This window comes from Bradyrhizobium sp. USDA 4011 (assembly GCF_054063415.1).
Map to the genome: position 1 here is coordinate 2,755,288 of NZ_JBSSGG010000001.1, position 18,905 is coordinate 2,774,192.

20 protein-coding genes are annotated in these 18,905 nt (G+C 58.4%); 11 read left to right on the top strand and 9 right to left on the bottom strand.

What is annotated here, in order from left to right:
- Positions 1-104 precede the first annotated feature (104 nt).
- From ACVW1C_RS12885 to ACVW1C_RS12910, 6 genes are all read left to right on the top strand, one after another.
- On the top strand, positions 105-1,580 hold the full coding sequence (locus ACVW1C_RS12885; RefSeq protein ID WP_456758739.1) for a catalase: 1,476 nt from the start codon (positions 105-107) through the stop codon (positions 1,578-1,580).
- 45 nt (positions 1,581-1,625) lie between these two features.
- Complete coding sequence (locus ACVW1C_RS12890; protein WP_456758740.1) at positions 1,626-2,267, top strand: HD domain-containing protein; 642 nt, start codon at positions 1,626-1,628, stop codon at positions 2,265-2,267.
- A gap of 90 nt (positions 2,268-2,357) precedes the next feature.
- Positions 2,358-3,182 carry an alpha/beta fold hydrolase gene (locus ACVW1C_RS12895; protein WP_456758741.1) on the top strand — a complete coding sequence of 275 codons (825 nt, stop codon included), beginning with the start codon at positions 2,358-2,360 and terminating at the stop codon, positions 3,180-3,182.
- A gap of 106 nt (positions 3,183-3,288) precedes the next feature.
- Positions 3,289-4,146, top strand: coding sequence for an alpha/beta fold hydrolase (locus tag ACVW1C_RS12900; protein ID WP_456758742.1), 858 nt, complete (start codon positions 3,289-3,291; stop codon positions 4,144-4,146).
- A gap of 114 nt (positions 4,147-4,260) precedes the next feature.
- Entirely contained in the window at positions 4,261-5,097 is an 837-nt protein-coding gene (locus tag ACVW1C_RS12905) for an SDR family oxidoreductase (RefSeq protein WP_456763067.1), read from the top strand.
- Between the two features lie 168 nt (positions 5,098-5,265).
- Entirely contained in the window at positions 5,266-5,889 is a 624-nt protein-coding gene (locus tag ACVW1C_RS12910) for a metal-dependent phosphohydrolase (protein ID WP_456758743.1), read from the top strand.
- Between the two features lie 314 nt (positions 5,890-6,203).
- Here ACVW1C_RS12910 and ACVW1C_RS12915 read toward each other — a convergent pair whose 3' ends face one another.
- Positions 6,204-6,413 (bottom strand): hypothetical protein, encoded by a 210-nt coding sequence (locus ACVW1C_RS12915; RefSeq protein WP_456758744.1) that lies wholly within the window; start codon positions 6,411-6,413, stop codon positions 6,204-6,206.
- Positions 6,410-6,592, bottom strand: a complete 183-nt coding sequence (locus tag ACVW1C_RS12920; protein ID WP_456758745.1) for a hypothetical protein — start codon at positions 6,590-6,592, stop codon at positions 6,410-6,412. Before ACVW1C_RS12920 ends, ACVW1C_RS12915 begins: the two co-directional genes overlap by 4 nt.
- Before the next feature lie 472 nt (positions 6,593-7,064).
- Between ACVW1C_RS12920 and ACVW1C_RS12925 the strand changes: the two genes are divergently transcribed.
- The 3 genes from ACVW1C_RS12925 to ACVW1C_RS12935 all read left to right on the top strand — a co-directional run bounded on the left by ACVW1C_RS12925 (position 7,065) and on the right by ACVW1C_RS12935 (position 8,714).
- Positions 7,065-7,439: a hypothetical protein gene (locus ACVW1C_RS12925; protein ID WP_456758746.1), complete on the top strand. Its 375-nt coding sequence runs from the start codon at positions 7,065-7,067 to the stop codon at positions 7,437-7,439.
- Positions 7,440-7,502: 63 nt separating this feature from the next.
- Positions 7,503-7,973 (top strand): SDR family NAD(P)-dependent oxidoreductase, encoded by a 471-nt coding sequence (locus tag ACVW1C_RS12930; protein ID WP_456758747.1) that lies wholly within the window; start codon positions 7,503-7,505, stop codon positions 7,971-7,973.
- A gap of 303 nt (positions 7,974-8,276) precedes the next feature.
- Positions 8,277-8,714 (top strand): MarR family winged helix-turn-helix transcriptional regulator, encoded by a 438-nt coding sequence (locus ACVW1C_RS12935; RefSeq protein ID WP_456758748.1) that lies wholly within the window; start codon positions 8,277-8,279, stop codon positions 8,712-8,714.
- A gap of 335 nt (positions 8,715-9,049) precedes the next feature.
- Here the strand turns inward: ACVW1C_RS12935 and ACVW1C_RS12940 are convergent, their stop codons facing one another.
- Both ACVW1C_RS12940 and ACVW1C_RS12945 read right to left on the bottom strand, forming a co-directional pair.
- Positions 9,050-10,261: a CaiB/BaiF CoA transferase family protein gene (locus ACVW1C_RS12940; RefSeq protein ID WP_456758749.1), complete on the bottom strand. Its 1,212-nt coding sequence runs from the start codon at positions 10,259-10,261 to the stop codon at positions 9,050-9,052.
- 2 nt (positions 10,262-10,263) lie between these two features.
- Positions 10,264-11,031, bottom strand: coding sequence for an enoyl-CoA hydratase/isomerase family protein (locus ACVW1C_RS12945; RefSeq protein ID WP_456758750.1), 768 nt, complete (start codon positions 11,029-11,031; stop codon positions 10,264-10,266).
- 204 nt (positions 11,032-11,235) lie between these two features.
- On the opposite strand from ACVW1C_RS12945, the gene ACVW1C_RS12950 reads away from it, so the two are divergent.
- Complete coding sequence (locus ACVW1C_RS12950) at positions 11,236-12,318, top strand: AraC family transcriptional regulator (RefSeq protein WP_456758751.1); 1,083 nt, start codon at positions 11,236-11,238, stop codon at positions 12,316-12,318.
- Between the two features lie 167 nt (positions 12,319-12,485).
- Here the strand turns inward: ACVW1C_RS12950 and fahA are convergent, their stop codons facing one another.
- From fahA to ACVW1C_RS12965, 3 genes are all read right to left on the bottom strand, one after another.
- Complete coding sequence (gene fahA / locus ACVW1C_RS12955; protein WP_456758752.1) at positions 12,486-13,667, bottom strand: fumarylacetoacetase; 1,182 nt, start codon at positions 13,665-13,667, stop codon at positions 12,486-12,488.
- 99 nt (positions 13,668-13,766) lie between these two features.
- Entirely contained in the window at positions 13,767-14,531 is a 765-nt protein-coding gene (locus ACVW1C_RS12960) for a 2-keto-4-pentenoate hydratase (protein ID WP_456758753.1), read from the bottom strand.
- Between the two features lie 549 nt (positions 14,532-15,080).
- Entirely contained in the window at positions 15,081-15,944 is an 864-nt protein-coding gene (locus ACVW1C_RS12965) for a fumarylacetoacetate hydrolase family protein (protein WP_456758754.1), read from the bottom strand.
- A gap of 169 nt (positions 15,945-16,113) precedes the next feature.
- On the opposite strand from ACVW1C_RS12965, the gene ACVW1C_RS12970 reads away from it, so the two are divergent.
- The gene (locus tag ACVW1C_RS12970; protein ID WP_456758755.1) at positions 16,114-16,809 is read left to right on the top strand and encodes a GntR family transcriptional regulator; all 696 of its coding nucleotides are present in this window, start codon (positions 16,114-16,116) and stop codon (positions 16,807-16,809) included.
- A 7-nt stretch (positions 16,810-16,816) separates the two neighbouring features.
- Here ACVW1C_RS12970 and ACVW1C_RS12975 read toward each other — a convergent pair whose 3' ends face one another.
- A complete protein-coding gene (locus tag ACVW1C_RS12975) occupies positions 16,817-17,698 on the bottom strand; it encodes a haloalkane dehalogenase (protein ID WP_456758756.1) in 882 nt (293 codons plus the stop codon).
- Positions 17,699-17,867: 169 nt separating this feature from the next.
- Entirely contained in the window at positions 17,868-18,875 is a 1,008-nt protein-coding gene (locus ACVW1C_RS12980) for an NADP-dependent oxidoreductase (RefSeq protein ID WP_456758757.1), read from the bottom strand.
- Positions 18,876-18,905: the final 30 nt, after the last annotated feature.

Below are 18,905 nucleotides of genomic sequence, written 5' to 3' on the forward strand. Positions count from 1 at the left end.
AGCAGCAGCCTCGATAGGAAGATCATAAGGTCTCGGCAAAACCCGACAGGGCATCGAGACCGTTGTCGGAGCACTGCAGTGTCTGTCTTTGTTGAGGTGTAGCCATGTCAAAAGAGAGCGAACCGAGATACCTGACGCATGCGACTGGTACGCCCGTCAGCGACAATCTGAACATAATGACCGCTGGCCGGCGCGGCCCAGCGCTCCTTCAGGACATCTGGCTGATCGAGAAACTGGCCCATTTTGACCGAGAGGTCATTCCTGAGCGGCGCATGCATGCGAAAGGCGCGGGCGCTTTCGGCACGTTCACGGTTACCCACGACATCACCCGCTATACCAAGGCGAAAATCTTCTCCGAAATCGGCAAGCAGACGCCGATGTTCTCGCGGTTCTCAACCGTCGCTGGTGAACGCGGCGCGGCCGATGCTGAGCGTGACATCCGTGGCTTCGCGCTCAAGTTCTATACGGAGGAAGGCAACTGGGACATGGTGGGCAACAACACGCCCGTGTTCTTCTTCCGCGATCCGCTGCGCTTCCCCGACCTGAATCATGCCATCAAACGCGACCCGCGCACGGGGCTGCGTTCAGCCGACAACAATTGGGACTTCTGGACACTTCTGCCTGAGGCGCTGCATCAGGTCACGATCGTGATGAGCGAGCGTGGCATCCCAAAGAGCTTCCGGCACATGCACGGCTTTGGCAGCCACACCTACAGCTTCATCAACGACCGCAATGAGCGCACCTGGGTAAAATTCCACTTCCGCACCCAGCAGGGCATCAAGAACCTGACGGATCAGGAAGCCGAGACCCTGGTTGGCAAGGATCGCGAAACGCATCAGCGCGATCTCTTCGAGAGCATCGAACGCGGCGACTTTCCACGGTGGACGCTCTTCATCCAAGTCATGAGCGACGAGCAGGCCAGGGCCTTCCCATTCAATCCATTCGATCTGACCAAGGTCTGGCCGAAGGGCGACTTTCCGCTGATCGAGGTCGGCTATTTCGAGCTCAACCGGAACCCGGAGAATTTCTTCGCCGAAGTCGAGCAGGCGTCGTTCTCACCGGCACACGTGGTCCCGGGCATAAGCTTCTCGCCTGACAAAATGCTGCAGGCCCGACTGTTCTCCTACGGAGATGCCGCCCGCCATCGGCTCGGCGTGAACCACCACCTTATTCCGGTCAACGCGCCACAATGTCCCTATCACAGCTATCATCGCGACGGGGCCATGCGCACGGACGGCAATCTCGGCCGCACTCCGACCTACTTCCCTAACAGCCTTGGTGAATGGACCGATCAACCTGACCTCAACGAGCCGCCATTGGAGATCGATGGAGCGGTCGCCCATTGGGATCACCGTGTTGACGACGACCACTACCAGCAGCCCGGCAACCTGTTCCGGAAGATGACCGCTGCCCAGCGTCAGCTCCTGTTCGACAATACGGCGCGACAGATCGGTGCCGCGGCGGTCCATATCCAGGAACGCCACATCGAAAACTGCACGAAAGCCGATCCGTCCTACGGCGAGGGAGTGCGTATGGCTCTGACGAGGCGGCAGACACCGAAAGAGGTCGCCGCGGAATAGGACGCGACTACGACGTCTAAGCTTCCAACCGAGAGGTGACCGACCATGTCGTTCAATGTCGAAGGCATTTCCATTCCTGACAGCAAGCTTGCGCAGGAGATCACGGAGTTAGTTCGCACCACAGCTCCTCCGCTGCTCTTTCATCACTCGAGCCGCGTCTACTATTTCGGTGCGCTGTCGGGTGTGAGGCGCGGGCTGAAGTTTGATCGCGAGCTCCTCTATGCGGGTGCGATGTTTCACGACATGGGGCTGCTGCACGAGCACAGCAGTCCCGACAAGCGCTTCGAGGTCGACGGCGCCGATGTTGCCCGAGACTTCCTCAAGGGCCACGGCATCTCCGAGGCAGAGATAGATCTGGTCTGGACAGCGATCGCCCTGCACGCGACGCCTGGTATTCCCGAGTTCATGCACCCAGTCGTCGCTCTTGTGACCGCCGGCGTCGAGATGGATGTCCTTGGCTTAACCTATCATGAGTTTCCCGACGTTCAGCGCGAAGCGGTCGTGAAGGCGCACCCGCGCACCATCCATTTCAAGGAAGACATCATCCAGGCCTTCTACGACGGCATCAAACACAAACCGGAAACGACCTTCGGCAACGTCAAAGCCGACGTGCTCGCCGACAAGGATCACGGCTTTCACCCTGGCAACTTCTGTACCGTCATTCGCCACTCGTCCTGGCAAAGCTGAGCCGTGACTGACAGCCGGCCGCCTGTTTCCTGCCAAATGATCACAATCGCATATCTACCAGCCCGCTAAGGCGCACGAATGGAGACCAACATGGGCATTCTTAAACTAAGGGACGACACCGAACTCTTCTTCAAGGATTGGGGAACGGGCCAGCCGAACGTTTTCCATCACGGATGGCCGTTGTCGGCGGACGATTGGGATGCGCAGCTCATCTTCTTCCGCGAGAAGGGCTATCGGGTGATCGCCCATGACCGACGCGGTCACGGCCGTTCCTCACAGACGGATGGTGGGAACGATATGGACACCTACGCTGCCGATGTCGCAGAACTGGCCGAGGCTCTCGACCTGCGGGACGCCGTCCACATCGGTCATTCGACGGGCGGAGGAGAAGTGACGCGATACGTTGCCCGCCACGGCAAGGGACGCGTTGCAAAGGCGGTGTTGGCCGGTGCCGTCCCCCCAATCATGTTGAAGACGGAAAGCAACCCAGGCGGCCTTCCGCTAAGCGTTTTCGATGGCATGCGCGCCGCGCTCGCGGCAAATCGCGCTCAGTTCTACCGCGACCTACCGAGCGGCCCCTTCTACGGCTTCAATCGGCCGGACGCTACACTGATCGCCGGCGTCGTCGACAATTGGTGGCGCCAAGGGATGATGGGTGGAGCGAAAGCGCACTACGATTGCATCAAGGCGTTTTCGGAGACCGATTTCACGGCAGACCTCAAGGAGATCGACGTGCCGACGTTGGTGTTGCACGGCGACGACGACCAGATCGTCCCATACAACGATTCTGCCCCGCTATCAGCAAAGCTGCTCCGGCATGGTCGCCTCAAAGTATATCCCGGCCATCCCCACGGCATGTTGACCGTAAACGCCGACGAACTGAACGCCGATATCTTGGCATTCATCCGCGAATAACTGCTTGCCATACGACAAGCCCGGGCCATGCGTCGGTCGAACTGAAGAAATCTGCACGATGACGTCAGCGGCTAACGCGTGCGCGCCATACGAAAGGACGAAGATTATGACCACGCACAACACTGCCCGAAATCAGTTCGTCGAGGTCGGCGGCGTGCACTACGCGTACCGGCGCTTCGGTAAGCTCGACGGCACGCCACTCCTGCTGCTACCCCATTTCATCGCAACCATGGACTGGTGGGATCCCCTGCTTGTCGACAGCCTGGCCGAGACGCGGGAGGTCATCCTGTTCGACAACCGTGGCGTCGGACTTTCCTCGGGCGAGACGCCCGACCGCATCGCGATGATGGCGGCAGACGTACATGCCTTCATCCATGGGCTGGGTCTGACCCGGGTCGACGTGCTGGGCTTCTCGATCGGCGGCATGGTCGCGCAGGAACTGGTGCTCCTCTATCCTGATGACGTGCGCAAGCTCCTGCTTGTCGGCACCGGGCCGCGCGGGGGCGAGGGCATGCAGCAACCGAAGCCGGACGTGGTCAAGGCGCTGACCGAGGCTGGCCCTGACCCGAAATCGGCTCGCCCATTCCTGTTCTTTTCCCAGACAGAGAACGGCCGTACCGAGGCCGCCCGCTTCATGGCGCGCAACGCGGAGCGCACCGCCGACCTCGATCCTGGCCCCTCTATGCAAACCATGCAGGCCCAGAGCGAGGCGCTTGGCGAGTGGGGCCATGCAGCTACCCACGCCGACTATTTAGCGCGGCTTCGCGTGCTGCCGCACCCGACCCTGGTTGCCAACGGTAACAACGACATCATGGTCTCCACGATCAACTCCTACATCCTGTCGCAGGCGATCCCCAGGGCACAGCTGATCATCTATCCGGACTCGGGCCACGGCGCGCTGTTCCAGCACGCCCGTCTCTTCGTGGAGCACACCAACCTGTTCCTCGAACGGTCCGACATCTGAGCCCTTGAACCGCCAGTACCGCGTCACGATGCCGTCTCCGGTCATTCGAAATCCCGACTGCCTCTGCTCAGCCGGAGCGACAGGATGTTTCTGCCCAAACGAAAGGATTTTCCCATGCCGAAGACTTGGTTAATCACCGGCGCCAGCAGCGGCTTCGGCCGGCAGCTGGCGGAGCTTCTGCTCCAGCACGGCGATCAGGTCGCCGCTACGGTTCGCAATGCGGACGCGCTGGGGGATTTGGCCGCAACCTATGGCGAGCGCCTCTGGGTCGGCATCCTCGACGTCACAGACGGGGCCGCGGTGCGCAGCGTCATCGACCGCGCCTTTGCCGATCTTCGACGCATCGATGTCGTGGTCAGCAATGCCGGCTATGCGCTCTTCGGTGCGGCGGAGGAGGTTGGGGACGCCCAGATCGAGCGTCAGATCGCGACCAATCTCACGGGCTCAATCCAGGTCGCCCGGGCGGCGATCCCGCACCTACGGTGCCAGGGCGGTGGGCGGATCATCCAGATCTCATCGTCGGTCGGCCAGGCTGCCTATCCAACCATGGGGGTCTATGCCGCGACTAAATGGGGTATCGAGGGCTTTTTCGAAGGCACGATCCCCGAGATCGCTCCCTTTGGCATCGAGGTGACGCTCGTCGAGCCGGGCGCCTCGCGAACGAACTTTGCCTCCTCCAGCGCGGACAGTGGCCAGATTCTGGATGTGTACGACAAGACCCCTGTCGGCGACTTCCGCCGTCTCGTCACGTCGGCTGGCCTTGCTATGTTTCCGGGCGATCCGCGCAAAGTCGCCTCAGCGATCATCGCCTCGGCCGACCAAAGCCCGGCGCCGAAGCGTCTCACGCTCGGCAGCGATGCCTATACGCTTGTCCACGGTGCCCTGATGGAGCGTCTTGCGATCCTCGAGGCCCAAAAAGATCTTGCGTACTCGACCGACGTGGACGCCTGACATCGGTCAGACGTTCCCACCCACGATATTGTTGCACGAGTCGCCGTCTTCCCGATTGCGGACACATGGTCCCGGAAGAGGCGCCCGAGGACCTCTGTGAACCCTTCTTACCGTTTCTCAGTAGTTGGCAGATGACCACATGCTCTCGTCGACGTTAGAGGTAAAGTTGTGATTTCGGATATTAAGGCTCCAGATAGCGCCATCGCTTGTCAAGCTGAAGAACTCGTGCGCACGGTGTCTAGCGACATGCTGTTCAATCATGTCATGCGATGCTACTGGTTTGGCGAACTTTTCGCGCAGCGGGAGAGCTCGAAGGCTGACCGCGAATTGATGTTTCTTTCGGCAATACTGCATGACTTAGGCTTCACCGATCTCGGCCGCGGTCCGCACCGTTTCGAAATCGAGGGCGCGAACGCGGCTCGGATGTTTCTCGCGAAGCATAGCGTTCCGAGCGACCGGGCCTGGAGAGTTTGGGACAACATTGCACTGCATACATGGGACATCAATCTCTTCAGAGATGACACCAGCCGCATATTCGAGCTTGGAATCCTTTACGATGTCGTCGGCATAGCCGACGCAAAGCTTGATCCGGCTGATGTTTCCGAGGTGGTACGACGTTATCCGAGAATGGGCTTCAAGCAGGGCTTCTACGACTTGCTCTGTCAAGAACTCGACGGCAAGCAGCCGTACGAACATTTTCACCACATATGCACGTGCATCGCGCACAATCGCGCCCCGCTCTCGGTGCCGGACGCACAAGCCTTGCTGAACGGCGCACCGTTTGCGGACTGAGGAGTCGCACTCCGCTGGTCCGCTCAGCCTTGCGTGGGTATCGGACCAGGATACGAGTGTTCAGGGCGTCTCAGCAAGACAAGATACTGCTCACGTTGAATCGTTGGCGCAACACCGGGCAACTCCCAAAAAGGCGCTTCGGAATGACCGAGGATCGCGGTAACCAAGCTTCGAGGCGAGACGCCAAATTTTCCAATGTTGAGGCTCGGTCGCTTCCGAACCCCCGCTTTTGACCCGACCAGACCACCGCCATGTAATGCGCCCAAGTGGTCGTCTTGGGCTTGCGCCTCTTGAGAATGGGTCCATTTTCCACCCTAAGCTCCCCTGCCGCCCCGCTTCCCGATCACGCAACGCCATGCTGCGAGGCGCTCGGCCGGATGCTCCTTCATCCAGTCGGCAAGCTGCGGCGCGCCCATCATGCATGACTGCATCGACACCTCAGCGAAGTCCGAGGTGGTGACGGCCTGCTCGTGGCAATTCGTTGGGGAAGACAGGCTACATAGCAGGGCAATGATCGCGATCACGACGCAGCGCCCTCGCCGCGTTGAGCATTGATGCCACTTACTCGAAGAGCTGCGTCGTCGCACTGCTCGCTGCCCGCAGCGGCTGGTGGGAAGATGCTGTCATAAATCGCGCGGGCTTCCGAGATCAGACGGATGCGCTCGCGCTCGGATTTCGAGACAAACTGGATAACCTCGCCCATGGCGTCTCCTATTGAATGATGACCGTCATTCCTTCCTCAAAATGGGGTCCCTGGGTCCGCCTTTGAAGTTCACAACGGGTAACGAAACAATAAAAAGTGCGTGACACGGGCCGCCAGGCCGTCGGCGATCGCCCCCTTCGATGCCGCTGCCAAAGTGGAAAGCATAACGCGAGCTCATCGCCCTGATCGTCGCAGTTGCACGCCCCGTAGCGCCAGTCTCCGCGCCGATTCGGCCACTTGCATATAAGAGCACATGCTCTTAGATGAGCAGTCGAAAGCTAATCTCTCTTGGCGGTCAGGAGCGAAACTGTGATCGAAGCAGACGTTCGGGTCGGCGGTCAGTATTCCATGCAGCACCGGTCGAAGTTGCGGGAAAATTCGCCGCAACCGGAACGTGGCGACTCCTAAGTCCAAAAATTGATCGCTCAAAATCGAACCGTGTTCACTCGAGCACGAGCGTAAGGATTTGAAAATGTCGCACACACCGGACGAACGCCACCCGTTTCTGGACGATCTGACTGCCGACGCAGAGCTCATTAGCTCGGTGCTGCGCGACCGCATCATCGGACGAGATGAAATTCGACTTGTCGTCAACGCCGTCGGAACCTTCTACTCCTCACAGAAGCCCACGTTTTTTCAAAGCCTTGGATCGAGGCTGGTTCTCGAATACGAAGCCGTTCTGACGAGCGGGGAGAGCCTGACCGCAGCCGTCATCGTCGACCGCAATCCCGACGGATCGGTGCCGCGCGTTAGCGTGCGGATGAGTCCGCTAGGCGCGGTGCTTTCTCTCGGCCACCATTTGCGGGGAGCGCTTTCTAACCAGCTACCTGAGAGCCTTTTTCCCTGACTACCCATGAGGTCGCCAGGAGTCTGTTCAATCTAAAATGCAAGTCTGGAATAGGAGCTTTGCATGGACGTCACAAACGCAACCGTATTCATCACTGGTGCCAACCGCGGCCTAGGTTTGGCTTTTGCACGAGAGGCGCATCGCCGCGGCGCGAGGAAGGTGTACGCGGGCATGCGCAACACGAATCGGTTTGAAGAGCCAGGCGTCGTTCCGGTCAAAATCGATGTCACGGACGTCAAATCGATCGCAGCAGCAGCGGCTCTGGCAGCCGATACGGATCTGCTGATCAACAATGCCGGGATCGCCGCTCTGATCGAGGGTCCTCTGGCGGTCGACGTCACGACTCAATCGGCCCGTATGTTCGACACCAACTACTACGGCGTAATACGGGTCACGCAGGCCTTCGAGGAGGCGTTGTTGGCCAAGCCCCAAGCCGCTATTATCAACGTGCTATCCGACATCGTGTGGCTCCTCCGGCCCTATCTAACACCCTATGCTGCGTCAAAGACGGCAGCATGGAGCTTCACTAACTAGCTTCGCTTCCACCTACGCGAGCGCGGCGTCCAGGTTCTGGGCCTGCATGTCGGGTTCGTAGATACCGACCTCACCAACGGAATTGACGTACCAAAGCCAAGCCGGAGGACGTGGTCAGCCAGACCTATGACGCCCTAACCGCTGGCGCGAGCGAGGTCATGGCTGACAAGGGAACGGCTGTACTGAAGGGCACACTTGCGGCTGAGGTCCCGGGCTACATGACGCCGCCGGGTCTTTGAGAATACTGCATTCGCCCAGAATCCATATGAAACGGGCGTAAATGGAAATCGGAAGGACGAGACGATGCCGGTGAGCAAGCCTTTGGGAATCGATCAGTGCAATTGCTTCGCCATGAGGAAGGCAAACCGGCAGATATCGCGCTTTTACGACGCTCACCTCGAGCCGGCGGGCCTCCGCATCACCCAATTCCTCACCTTAGCAGCTCTAAACGAGGTCGGGAGCGCGACAGTTAATGCGCTTGCAGAGCGGCTCGACATCGAAAGGACCGCGATGGGCAAGATGGCCGGCTTCCTTGAACACGATGGCCTTGCCAAAATTCGGCCTTCACCCACCGACGGCCGAAGTCGCCTGATCGAACTCACCGACGCGGGACGCCGACTTCACGACAAGGCATCGCCTCTTTGGCAGGCGGCACAGCAGGAATTTGAGAAGTTAAACGGCACAAAAAATGTCGTCGCGTTGCGAGGAGCCTTGCGAAACATGGTCGTCGGTGATCCATGAGCATCTAGGGTGGGTGGACGCCCTCCGACCGAACCCGGATTTGGAAGTCTCCCACCTCGAAACAGGTCCTGGCCTTGGGCCACGTCATCGGACTTCAGCAGTTCAAGTTCGAAGGCCCAGGATTCGAGCGCAGCCGCCCGAAGCCATCAGCTACCGATAGTACGAAATTCTGTCATCAACCACACGGTAATCCGGCTAGCCAAGATTTGTCGCGTTGAGAAACGAGACACTCGACTAGCGCCCTTCCACTGGATTGAGGTCCGGTTGGACGGCTCTCAGTCGCGAGGACTTGTAAGCTCCGACTTGGCAGGCTCGGACTCGCACTGAGCCGAGCGCTAACGTCGGCTCAGAATGACGCTCTTCTTCTGCATGTCGCGAATTTGATCCTCTGAGATCTGCAATTCTCTCAGAATTTCTTCGTTGTGCTCGCCTTGATACGCCGGCGCGCCAGGCGGTGGCAGCTTCGATGTGCCAAAGATCCAGGGATTCCCTGGCATTCGAACGACGCCACCATCCCGATCGTCGACGTCAACGACGGCATTCCACTCCTTGGCCCAATCCGAGTTTGCGAACTCATTCAGCGTTCTAACGGAACCTATCGCTAGACCGGATTCGCTGACTTGCGCCTGCAGTTGCTCCAGATTATCGAACGTGGCAAGCCAAGCTCGGACCTCAGCCAACAATGAAGAGAGGTTTTCCCGCCGAAGCTTTGCAGTTGCATAGCGGGAATCCGCGCGCAAGTCGCTCCGCCTCATCATCGCACAGTATCGCGTGAACATCGGCGAATAGATAGGGCTTCCGGCGATCGTTAACTGCGTCCCGTCAGCCAACTCGAAGATATGAGACTCATTCGCAGACAATGCGATCGGCTCGCCATCGGTATCGATGTCCGACAATAGGGCGCCCGCACGCTCGTTTACCGAAAGCATGGTGGCCGCCATGGAAACATCCACATGTTGGCCCTCCCCAGTTCGGTTCCGATGTTGCAGGGCCGCAAGCACAGCGACAACGCCTTGCAAGCCAGTATAGACGTCTGCATGGCTGCATGAATCGCCCCGAGGTTCGGTCAAAACCTCGCCGAAATGCTCTTGAACGATCGCCGTCAATCCAGTCTCGGCTTGGACAGTTGGCGCGAAGGCGGGCCGGTTCTTCCACGACGTCGATTGACCATATCCGCTCAGAGAAACATAGATAACGCCTGGGTTGAACGCCTTCACGTCTTCGTAGGCGAAGCCAAATCGAGCCAACGTTCCAGGGCGAAAGTTTTCAACGATGATATCCGCTTGGCTGCAGAGTTGCCTTACTATCTCGCGAGCTTCTGGGTAGTTCAGGTCGAGACTGAGATTCCGTTTTCCGGCGTTTTGCTGGACATAGTAGAGGCCGATACCGTTGACGTAGGGCAACCCAACCCGCGCGAGGTCGCCGGCCGGAGGCTCGATCTTCGTGACGTCTGCGCCGAGATCGCGAAGGGCTTTGGTGCAGTGCGGACCAGCGAGAACGCGAGTAAAATCGACGACGCGCACACCTTCCAGAGGAGCGGAGGACATTCTCAATCTCCCTGAAATACTGCGGTCGCCGGCCCGGTGGCAAAAAATGCCTCAGCGCCGCGTTGCCGATCATTGCTCTTCCAGATCATTTCGTTGATCTCGATCTGGCGTGCATCGGCCGCGCCGATCCCACTGCGCGCCGCCAGATTCGCCTGTATCTTGATTCCCTTGATGACTTGAGTGGGTCCGGCCGCAAGTTGCCTCGCCCAGGTCATTGAGGCAGATACAAGCTCAGATTCCGGGACAACCAGGTTAATGATGCCCCAGCGCTCGAAAGCCTGCGGCGTGTGGCGCCGTCCGAGCATCGCGATCTCCTTCGCGCGCGCGGCACCAGCTCGCTGGGCCAGCCTCTGAGTACCCCCCAAGAGAGGCAAGAGGCCCACCGCGACTTCAACTTGACCGAAGAACGCAGTGTCGGCGGCAAGGATCATGTCACAGGTAAGCGCAATCTCCAGGCCACCGCCGAGCACCCCGCCGTTGACGGCCGCTACTGTCGGCACCGAAACCTCTTCAAGGGCCTGCAGCATGGCGTCGAACCGCGGCTTGTCGGTTTGAATGGTTGTTCCGGTCCCCCACGACGCCATTTCGGCCCCAGCGCAGAAGTGCCGCATCGAACTACGAAGCAGAATTGCGCGACAGCCGTCATCAACCACGGCCCGGTAGGCGGCCACGAGGTCTTCAATCAGCTTGTCGTCAATCAGGTTGTGCGGGGGCTTTGCTAGCGTGACCACGCCGACTTTGTCGTCGACTTTGTACGTAACTGTGCTCATCTCTATCCCTCTCTTCGTCGAGCGACCGAACCCGCGACTGCGATGGTCGACGAACGTCCCCTCTCTTTGCGCGTGTGCCCAATGGGCTTCAGCTATTGGTGATTTCAAAGACATCTTGACCAGGCCTGAGAGAGCCAGCAATGTCACTTTCTGCCAATTATCATGTCAAACGCTGCCAAAGCTGACGAGTAAGGCATCTGGTACATGTCTATCCGTGCCAATCGAGAGAGTCCGACGTCTAAGCCATGGAAGCTGATCACCCCGATAACGGGGGATTTGGACACTCCCAACCAGACCCTCCTAGGTTTGGCTGCACTGGCAGCCGAACTTGGGGCAGAGGGAGTTTCGGTAAACGAACTGTTCGCAGGCACCGGTGTCAATGCAAGACAACTGGAGGACGATCACGCACGCATCTCGCACCGTCAGCGCCTCGCAATTTACCGAAACGCCATGAAGCTCGCGAAGCGCCCGGACGTGGGCCTGCTGGCGGGATCTCGACAGCGAATTAGCGACTACGGCATCTATGGTTACGCCATGGTGTCGAGTCCCACCTTTGGGGACGCACTGCAGTTCTCGCTCAATCACGTGACCATGGCGGGCCCGGCGGTCAGACAGATAAGTTTCCGTGTCGAAGGTAAGAACACAGCTATCTTGAGGAGTCACGGCTTAGACACGCTCGGCGAGCTATTGCCATTTGCAGCCGAGTTCTGGCGAAGTTCTATGACAGCGCTATTCAGCCGCGTCCTCGAAGCGCCGTTTCCCAGCAAGCGGATGATTTTTCCATTTCCCGCTCCGGTTCATTGGCGGAACTACGAGCGCCTGTTCAACTGTCCGATTGAGTTCGACTCTGATCGCATGGAATGGCACTTCGACGCCAAGGTACTCGATATTTCCTGCCCCAACGCAAACCCCATCACCGCGAAGATTTGTCAGCAGGTTTGCGATACAGTGCTAACTGAGCACCCGGGCGAATCCGCTCTCGTGCGGAAGATACGCGCAGCGTGCCTCAACAGTCCAAACCGCTTTCCGACCACTCAGGAAGTTGCACTTCATATCGGCCTCTCGCTGCGAACCTTTCATCGAAGACTGGCGGACGAAGGGGCGTCCTACCAAGCGATCGTAGATGAGATGCGCCAATCGTTGGCGATCGAATTGCTCGAAAATACGTTTATGAGCGTCGACCAGATTGCCGAGCGCATCGGCTTCGCCGATGCGACAAGCTTTCGAAAGGCCTTCAAAAAGTGGACCGATCGTGCTCCCACCGACTTTCGTTCCGAGCGACGCTAAAAGAATCTACCGAACAGCAGTGAAGACACCGCGAAGAGCACCATTCCCACGGTGATCACGAGAGCGACGAGAAGCTGTCCAAAGCGTACTTCGTCGAGATCGACATCCGGCGACATCAACAGCGAATATATGAGAGCAGCGTGACACTCCATATCGTCCCTCCCGGGCTAGATCAGCGCGGCTTCGATTCTGCCGATGCAAGAACCGAACCCTATCGACACATATCCAGGCCGGCTGCACCTGGCACTCAAGGTGACCTCGTCTCCATCCAGCAGGAAGCCTCGTTGCTCGCCGTTCGGAAGGGTCACCGGCTTTGCGCCTGCGTTCGTCAACTCAAGCATACTGCTGAGCTCGACCGGACTTGGCCCTGATATAGTGCCTGTACCGATGAGATCGCCTGGCTGAAGGTTGCACCCATTGATCGTGTGATGCGCTATCATCTGCGCCGGCGTCCAATAGAGGTATCTCGCGTTCGAGCTAATGATCTCAGTTGCCGGCTGATTGGTCTTTCGCATTGCCTCGGTGGACAGGTGCACACGCAGATCGATGTCGAGGCCGCCACGTGCCTGGTCGTCAGAGTCAAACAAGTATGCTAGCGGGCGTGGATCCTCCGCCGGTCGAGACAGCGCCTCTACGCGGAACGGAGCGAGCGCATCCGCCGTGACGACCCAGGGCGAAACCGCAGTGGCAAAGCTCTTGCTAAGAAACGGGCCGAGCGGATACATCTCCCAACGTTGAACGTCTCTCGCTGACCAGTCGTTCAACAGCGAGAAACCCGCAATCTGTCTCGATGCCAGGCCAATGGGTGTTGGCTTCCCAACACTGTTGCCCTCGGTGACGTAAAATCCCATCTCGAGCTCGAAATCCAATCGCTCGCAAGGGCCAAAGCTCGGCGCCGCGCCAGGCACTGAAGGAGGGCGTTGGCCAAGAGGCCGGCGCACCAAACCACCTCCAACCTGCACCGACGACGCTCGACCATGATAGGCGATCGGCACCCACTTGTAATTCGACGGAAGCGGGTTCTCGGGTGTTAACAAAGCGCCTGCGGCGCGCGCGTGATAGATGCCAGCGTAGAAGTCCGTGTAGTTCCCGACCCGGGTCGGAAGATGCAACGCGCAGCTATCGAGAGGGACCAACAAGTCTGACGCGTGCCTCCGCACGTGATCGCCACTCGCTTTCTGGTCGAGCATATCGGCGACCGCGTGTCGCAAGTCTCGCAACGCACCAAGACCAAGCGCGAACAGAGAGTTGAGGGATTCGGCTTGCAGGGCCGCGCGCGTCGCGTCCGCCAATTCCTTGAAGGCGGGATGGGCGAGAACACTCTGGATCCGGTCGGGTTCTACAAGCACGTATGACCCCTTCTGTCCTTTAACTTTTGAGCGGACGCTCCGCGGCACCTCGGGCGCACAAGCGCTCGAGGTGCCGCGCGCTATCGACGCAGCAATCGGTTAGTCAGATACGGCGATCTGAACGTTGCCGAGGGTCGAGAACTTCGCCTCGACCTGATCTCCCGGGCTCACCGGGAACTGGCGTATGATCGATCCACTCATAACCAGCTGCCCCGGCAGCAACGTGCGTCCAAACTCCCTTAGCTTGTCGTTCAACCAAAGGACGGATCTAACGGGATCGCCAAGAATGGCCGAGCCCTGTCCGGTGCCAACCTCTTTACCGTTGAAGTAAAGTGAAACACCTTCGTCACCAAACGCGATATCGTCTGTAACCTCGACCGGCGCTCCTAGTACGATAGCCGCGTGTTCGGCATTGTCCGCCAGCGCGACGCCCAAGTCCGGCACCGGACAGCGCTTCTCGACCAATTCAAACGCGGGATAGCAGGCGTCCAGGCACTGACGAACCGCCTCCGCGGTCGTCGCGATCTCGATGCCCTTCGTCACGCGAAAGCAAATTTCGGTTTCCACGTGGGGTTTGCAGTAGCTCGATGCGGGGAGCCGATATCCTGCTTCAAAAACAGATTTGCCTCGAACGGAACCAAAGAATGGTTCGGTCACTCCGAGTTGCTCTTGCAGAATCTTGTTGACTGTCGCGACCTTCCATCCGGCTCGCGGATTGCCGGCTTGCGCAAGCCGGTCGGCAATTTCGAACTGTATACGGTATCCTTCGGGCACCGACAGCCGACGGGCCCACTGGGTCGGGAACGCCTCGCCCGCCCGGGCACTGTTCCAAAAATCCTGGGTCGCATGGTGTTCGGGTGACATTGGTACCTCTTCTAAGTTAGAGCGTTGAAATCAGACCTACGATTGGACCGAAGAGGGCGAAGCGAGTCACGGGCTGCCCTTCCGAGATGGCTTCCACAAGTACTTGAGCTGCGGCATCGCTAGAACCAGCCAAACCGCAATCGCGACCAAACTTGGCGCGAATGAATCCGCCCCTCTTTCAGTTTTCCGATGAGACAAGGCCCAAACGTAACCACCGAGATTGCCGAACGAATCGGACAGGGCAACGCCACTAGTCGCGGAGGTTCCCTTCAGTAGGGTACTCGGAATTGACCAAAAGACGCCTGTGGAGCAGCAAACGCCAGCGGCGATCAAGCTGAATGCAGACACGATCACAGCGACCAGGCGCAGCCAAACCTCCGACGGAAGCGCCATGGCTTCTCCCTTTTGTTCTATTTGATCGCGGCAGCCAAAACCAAGTGAGGTAATCCACCTCCACACGGATCCGGGCGCCGCGACATCCTTCCGTTAGCCACTCGTTCGGGAGGCGGACTAGCTCACCGCCCCTTGCGGCCAAGCTCCCACGCCGCGCTATGTCGCCTCGTCGGCAACAGTGTTACGGAGCACGCCGAAGCCCTCGAGTTCAATTTCGACGACATCGCCAGCCTTCATCCACAAGGGTGGCTTTCGTCCCGCACCGACTCCGGCTGACGTACCGGTGACGATGATATCCCCCGGCTCGAGGGTGAACGCATCGCTCAAGGTTACGATCAGCGTTTCGAGGTCAAACACCAGATCGTTGGTGTTCGCATCCTGGACGGTCCTTCCGTTCAATCGGGTCTGCAACCTGAGCCCCCGACAACCCGGCGGAAACTCATCGGCCGTTGCGAAGTATGGCCCAAAGGGGCCACTTGCATCAAAGTTCTTGCCTACAGTCCATTGCGGCGTGCGCCGTTGGAAATCGCGCACAGAAACATCATTGAACAGCGAATAGCCAGCTACATGCTTCAGGGCGTCGGCCTTGCCGACATGCCTTGCAGACGAACCGATGACGGCAACAAACTCACCTTCATAATCCAACTGTTCGGAGATCCGAGGACGCTCGATCGCCGCGTTGTGCCCAATCAAAGTGGAGGTGAACCGGCTGAACACCATCGGATATTCGGGCTGCTGAAAGCCAGTCTCGGCGGTGTGATCAACATAGTTTAGCCCGATGCAGATGATCTTTCCGGGATTCCCCAGTGGAGGGAGCACCGTTACGGCGTCCAGGTCGATTGACGCTCCTTTGGAAAGCGCTTCGTAAGCGGCCTGAAGGGCACCACGCCCCTTTTTGATCAGATCAGTCAGATCTCCGGGATAGCCCCCTTCTCCGGTCGTCAGCCCTTTGAACTTGTTGTCTTTCGCTGCAGCGGCCAGGCCAAGCCTGCCGCGGTCTGAAAATCGAGCAAACCGCATGTTGATCTCCCTTCTTCGAAGACCCAAGAACGACATAAAAATCCATTAGTCAATAAAAAATTGATTTTTCGGCCGAATGCTTGTTGTTGCTAAAAATGCACGATTCCGGTCAACAGTCGCCATAAAGGTAAAAGTTGAGTTTTTCGAGCTTTCGAAGTAAGACAATAGAATGACAATGACCCTCGCCTCGAGTCTGACCCAAAGCGTCTATCAGGACCTTCGCACGAAGCTCCTCAACGGCGATCTTCGTCCGGGGGAGAAGCTCAAGATTTCTACCTTGTGCGAGACCCTGTCAGTCAACCTCAGTGCGGTGCGGGAGGCTTTGGCGCGGTTGACCTCTGAAGGATTGGTGATCGCCGAACCCCAGCGCGGTTTTAGGGTTGCTCCCATATCCGTTGACGACCTAGTCCAACTCACAGACGCTCGTGTGCACATCGAGACTTTGTGCCTGGCTCGCTCGATCGAGAATGGTGACCTCAATTGGGAAACGTCGATCGTTGCCTCGCTGCATCGACTTCTGCATACCCCCAGATTCGACGCTAGCGGCAAGAACCTCTCGCCGAACTGGGCTTCCGCTCATTCGCTTTTCCATACCTCTTTGGTCGCAGCTTGCGACAACGTTTGGCTGCTCAGAATGCGCGAGATGCTGACCACACAGAGCGACCGATACCGCTGGCTTTCCGCGGCAACGTCCGGAAAAAAGAGAGACTTAGATAAGGAACATTCCAAGATCGCAGATGCCGTGATCGCCAAGGATCCGGTTCTTTCGGCGAAGCTCATGTCAACGCACATGCGCCTCACCACGGAGATATTGATCCAGGGCGGTCTTGTAAAACGAGGGAAAGCCGCCTCTTCGGCTGGCTGAGTTCTACTCAAACTGTTGCAGCCACCAGCCAGTCAGCGATTGCTTGGCCGATCTCTTGTCCCGAGTCCTCCTGGATAAAATGCGAGCCCTTTACGGTCACCTCTGCTTGATTCTTCCACGACCGGCAAAAATCGCGGGCCGGACCCGTTAGGATTGCTCCCGGTTCAGCGTTGATAAATAGCTTAGGCAGCTCATTTTCCTTCATCCATTCGGCGTATGCCGCGACGATGGCCGTGACGTCAGCAGGCTCGCCGGCGATCGGGAGTTGCCGCGGCCAAGTAAGCGTAGGCCACCTGTCCTCCCGCTTCTGGAACGGCCGGCGATACTCGGCCATCTCGCTTTCGGACAACTTTCGCAAGATCGAACCCGGCAAAACCTTTTCAATGAAGAGGTTCTTATCCAAGATCATTTGCTCCCCGCTTTCGGAGCGGAAGCCTTGGAAGATCGGTACCGCGGCTTTATTCCATTCGGCCCAATCCGCGATCGGCCGCACTATACCCTCCATATAGGCGATGCCGCGGATTCTATCGCGATGATGATTGGCCCAGTCGAAGCCTAGAGCTGAGCCCCAATCATGAATTACTAGGACGACCTTTTGATCTTTGGGCACGATTCGATCGATGAACGCCCACAGGTATTCGCGATGGGTCGTGAACCGATAGGTCTGCGGCCCAACATCCGGCAACTTTTCGGATTCGCCCATTCCGATCAAGTCAGGAACGATGACGGTCCCCAGTGGGCGTAGAGCCGGAACAACGTTCCTCCACAAGTAGGAAGACGTCGGATTGCCATGCAGGACAAGTAGGGGCGCCCCTTCCCCCGATTGATGAAAGGCCATGCGGCGACCGAGCACTTCGACGGTTGCTTTTGAAAGAGGCTCTTCGCTCATGGTTAGGTCCTCTCGACCTGGTTGGCCCTGAGCTCCGGTAGTCCCGGGCCCAATCGCGGCTGTTGGAACGATCGCCTGTCACTGAGGCGGGCTGATTTGAAGTTTCCTCACGCGAAGCCGGGGCGTCGAGGAAGTAGCGTCGTCGCTAGATAACCGCCGAGGGAAGGCGTCAGAGCTTGACCAACAACTTGCCGGTGTGTGTCCCCTCATATAGCTCCGCAATCAAGGATGGCGCCGTCTCTAGCCCTTCCCTGATATCTTCTCGGTACCTCAATCGCCCATTCCTTACCCACGTCGCGAGACGGCGTACCGCTTCGTCGTACTGGTGGTCATAGTCTAGGTTGACGAAGCCCTGCATCCGGGCGCGCTTGACAAGCAAGTGACGCTCGACCCGCGGGCCGGTCGGCCAAGCCTCCCAATCCGCGATCGACGCAGTCCCGCAAATCGCTACTCTGGCGCCGTTCGCAAGATTCTTTATCACCGCATCCGAAATGGATCCCGACGTGTTGTCGAAATACACATCCACGCCGGTTGGGACGGCCTCCTTCAAGCGCTCCTCGAAGTCCGGGCTCCTGTAGTCAACCGCCGCATCGAAGCCGAATTGATCCAGGCAAACCTTCACCTTGTCGCGACCGCCGGTGATGCCGATGGTTCGGCAGCCATATATACTAGCAATCTGACCGGCGGCTGAGCCAACCGCACCGCTGGCCGAAGACACCACGAATGTGTCTCCTGGCTTCGGTACGCAGAATTCCGTCAGACCAAGATAGGCAGTGAACCCATTAAGTCCCAAGACACCTAGGAAAGTGGAAAGTGGCAGATCCTTATCTACAACCTTGTAGCGGACGTTCGCGCCGTCCGTCAGCGCGTACTCCTGCCAGCCCAGCATCCCGACAACGGCATCGCCGACCGCAAACCCGTCATGTCGCGAAGCGACGACTTCGCCAACGGCAAACGAGCGCATGACAGAGCCCAAGGCGACCGGCTTTGAATAATTCTGGGTCGGATTGGTCCAGCCCCGCATCGCAGGATCGATAGAAAGAAAGCGATTGCGCACCAAAAACTGACCGGACGCAAGTTCGACCAAGGGCGTTTCCACGACCTCAAAATGAGACGCTTGCGGTATTCCTACCGGACGACTCTTGAGCAGGACTTGGCGATTTGACTTAGGCACCATGGCTTTGCACTCCTCGGCTTTGGAAAATGC